Source organism: Bacillus sp. LR_5 (assembly GCF_042709275.1).
The window spans coordinates 1-2,168 of record NZ_JAVAXX010000526.1 but is presented as its reverse complement, the minus strand read 5'-3'; the positions used below and the strand labels follow the sequence as shown (position 1 = coordinate 2,168).

2 protein-coding genes and 3 tRNA genes are annotated in these 2,168 nt (G+C 36.3%); all 5 read right to left on the bottom strand.

Features of this window, described 5'->3' with window-relative positions:
• Window positions 1–747 precede the first annotated feature (747 nt).
• Entirely contained in the window at window positions 748–1,101 is a 354-nt protein-coding gene (locus tag RAC86_RS38035; protein ID WP_072565780.1) for a DUF2178 domain-containing protein, read from the bottom strand.
• Window positions 1,098–1,331, bottom strand: coding sequence for a helix-turn-helix transcriptional regulator (locus RAC86_RS38030; RefSeq protein ID WP_079288458.1), 234 nt, complete (start codon window positions 1,329–1,331; stop codon window positions 1,098–1,100). The genes RAC86_RS38035 and RAC86_RS38030 overlap by 4 nt, the downstream gene beginning before the upstream one ends.
• 483 nt (window positions 1,332–1,814) lie before the next feature.
• Window positions 1,815–1,898 (bottom strand) — tRNA-Leu (locus tag RAC86_RS38025).
• An 81-nt stretch (window positions 1,899–1,979) separates the two neighbouring features.
• A tRNA-Leu gene (locus RAC86_RS38020) sits at window positions 1,980–2,061 on the bottom strand.
• A gap of 11 nt (window positions 2,062–2,072) precedes the next feature.
• Window positions 2,073–2,148, bottom strand: a tRNA-Lys gene (locus tag RAC86_RS38015).
• Window positions 2,149–2,168: the final 20 nt, after the last annotated feature.

Genomic DNA, 2,168 nt, shown 5'->3' with positions numbered 1-2,168 from the left:
AACTCTCATCATTATGAAATGGAGTTGGAATAGCAACATTAAAATTTTTCATGAAATTCCTCCGTGATTTTTTTCGGAATTAGCATTTAACAATTGCCTTATACCTTGATGCTTTCTAAGCAAAGTCAATTTTCAATAAAAGTATAGGTCAGCTTTACTTATAATACAATTCAATTATTTATATAGAAATGATAGGTAAAAACTATCGTTTATAATCACAAAAATAAAGCTAAACTGACTAAATCGTTAAAAAGCGCATTGAATTCACAGGACAATCATTTTATAGAGAGAAAAAAAGAGGAGCAAACACATGGTTTACTCCTCTTACTTAATATCTTTACCTTTTGCTTCTTCATAATATCATCCAAACAAAAGGAAACGGCTGATAAATAGTTGATTACCTTTAGGTAACTGGGCAATAGACAATTTAAAAATAGGCATAAAAAAATAACAGGGGTCTACAACCCTTGCGGCCGAGAGGACTTGAACCTCCACGGGTTATTCACCCACCAGGCCCTCAACATAGTATATCTATATCACTGGTTATGAAAGCTTGTTTTCATTACACTTTCTAACTCCACTTTACATCATTTCTAACGGTTTGTATGAATTGTGGTTAATAATTGGTGAGCAAAAAAACCCCTTACTTTCCTACTCTCCAAATCTCATTATAAAATGATTTCATATTCGTTAGCTCTCCTAAAACAATTAAAACTACAGAGACACTATCTTTCTCGGTAATTGAATTTACAAAAAATCTTTTTTATATCGAACAGCTAGATAGATTGCTGAAGCGAAGAATGCAATAGAATACTTAAATAAGAAGAAAACTTGCCACATATAATTTTTCGGGAAAATCGTGTCGCACAAAATTAGTGCACATAACATATAGAGGCAACTTTTTAATGCTATTTGATTTGTTCTCTCGTCAGTCTTACCCATTTTTTTATGAAATACGATTGTCAGAATCAATCCAACTACGAGCAATACAAATCCGCTGCCAATGAGAATACTCCAATTTCCCGGAGAATGTTCAGCCCAGGACTTTAAAGGGGAAAAAATTGCGTTGGTGATCGTATCTGTGATCGAATTCATTTTCATTTTTGATCATTTCCTTTCTCATAAGTAAAAATCTCGTTTACATCCACATTAAAAAATTCGGCAATTCGAAAAGCTAACAGCAGAGTCGGAACATAATTTCCTTTTTCCATTACGAAGATGGTTTGTTTGGAAACCCCGACTTTCTCTGCTAATTCTTGCTGAGACAATCTGGCAAGTACACGATATTCATAAACCTTGTTTGAGATCGAATCACCCAAATCTTTCTTCATGACCATCACCTCTTAAATCAAATTATAAACTCACCTTATACAAAAGTAAAGTAAACTTATATAAAAACACAAACTACCTTTATGTTTACCTAGATTACTTTGATTTAACATGAACCAGAATGCAGAAAGAACCTGATGAAATTCATGATTCCGTCAGGTTCACTTATCGATCTGGTGTAATTTGTGGTTCTTGGTGGTACATTTTATGATATTCAGTGATGCAATCGGTGATCAATTTGAAAAACAACAGTAAACGGTTCTGGCGGTGCAAACCGATGCAATAATTCTTGGTTATCACTCTGAAGGGGCAGAAGTTGTGGAAACAATTGATGTTTACGAATAGCTATATCCAAATAAACAGGAAATAACTGGTAATTTAGATTAGTTGGCTTACTGTAGGTAAGTGGGCAGTTTGTGGACAGTGACAAATTTGAAAATAAGCACAAAAAAATACCAGGGGTCTACAACCCTTGGTATCATTGATGCGGCCGAGAGGACTTGAACCTCCACGGGTTATTCACCCACTAGGCCCTCAACCTAGCGCGTCTGCCATTCCGCCACGACCGCGTGATCATTAAATTGTGTTTGTGCTGGTTTAGTAGGCTCTTAAGCTAGTAAAACCAATTTGCGTGCACTTTGTAAATAAAGTGCGGGTGAAGGGACTCGAACCCCCACGTCGTAAGACACTAGATCCTAAGTCTAGCGCGTCTGCCAATTCCGCCACACCCGCAAAAAGACAAATGGTGAGCCATGAAGGACTCGAACCTTCGACCCTCTGATTAAAAGTCAGATGCTCTACCAACTGAGCTAATGGCTCTTACTATTAGATTTCAAAAA

What these genes read in the sequence shown, in the direction of transcription:
- RAC86_RS38030 (WP_079288458.1), bottom strand. Translation starts at nt 1,331, where the DNA reads ATGAAGAAAGATTTGGGTGATTCGATCTCAAACAAGGTTTATGAATAT.
- RAC86_RS38035 (WP_072565780.1), bottom strand. Translation starts at nt 1,101, where the DNA reads ATGAAAATGAATTCGATCACAGATACGATCACCAACGCAATTTTTTCC.